1 protein-coding gene is annotated in these 800 nt (G+C 34.9%); it reads left to right on the top strand.

Going from position 1 to position 800, the window contains the following annotated elements; genetic code table 11:
* Positions 1-540: 540 nt before the first annotated feature.
* The gene (locus tag CH352_RS18955; protein WP_125169490.1) at positions 541-750 is read left to right on the top strand and encodes a hypothetical protein; all 210 of its coding nucleotides are present in this window, start codon (positions 541-543) and stop codon (positions 748-750) included.
* The last annotated feature ends 50 nt before the right edge of the window (positions 751-800 follow it).

Raw genomic sequence — 800 nt, 5'->3', positions numbered from 1 at the left:
GTCACTCGTCTTGCGTGGCAAGCCTCGCGCCAAGTCCTTCGGACTCGCGAAACGTCGCCAACCCTTGGTCGTTAGCCGAAATAAGGTCAAAAATATATTTAAAAATGAACGATTACTTTTATGAAACTTTTTGAAAAATACGCAATTCTTCTTCAGTTCAATTCGACCGGGTTTTCCATAAGAAATACTTCAAGTAATATTACTAAAAGTTATAGTTACAAAACAGATTACCCAAATTACCCATGGCTTTATGATGAAGAATTGGTTTCTAACTTAAAGACCTTAATGTATTCGACATATAACTCGACGCGATGGCTAAAACCATATTTTCTCGTTAGCATCCCGATCGAATTTAATATTGCGGAACGTCGGTATATTCGTATAGTATCTGAATTAGCTGGGGCGAGAGAGATATGCATTATGGATGATCCTTTAGCTTTTGTCTCCGGGAAATTTGGAAAAGATCTTTTGCAAAAGTCTAAATTTCTTTTTATATCTCCTTTATTCCTGTCTCATTGTGTTTATGATTCAGGAGAAATTGTGAAATCAGAGTCGTATAGAGTTAGCAATGTCTCTGAAAAATTATTCCAATTGGAAGATTATGATTTTTCAGTTATCGATAATGTTGATTTTTCGGTGAATAAGTTGAAATCTGAATATTATATTCTTAGTGAGTCATTAGAATTTATATTTGCAGGCTTATATAATTACTTCGAGAAATTCTTTTTACGAAAGACTATGATGAAGTAGTTTAACAATGACCTTACTTCGTCTAACTATCGGCTTGGCGTTGCGCTTCG

It is taken from the genome of Leptospira hartskeerlii, assembly GCF_002811475.1.
In the GTDB taxonomy this organism is placed as follows: domain Bacteria; phylum Spirochaetota; class Leptospiria; order Leptospirales; family Leptospiraceae; genus Leptospira_B; species Leptospira_B hartskeerlii.
This window is presented reverse-complemented; position numbering and strand designations above follow the sequence as displayed.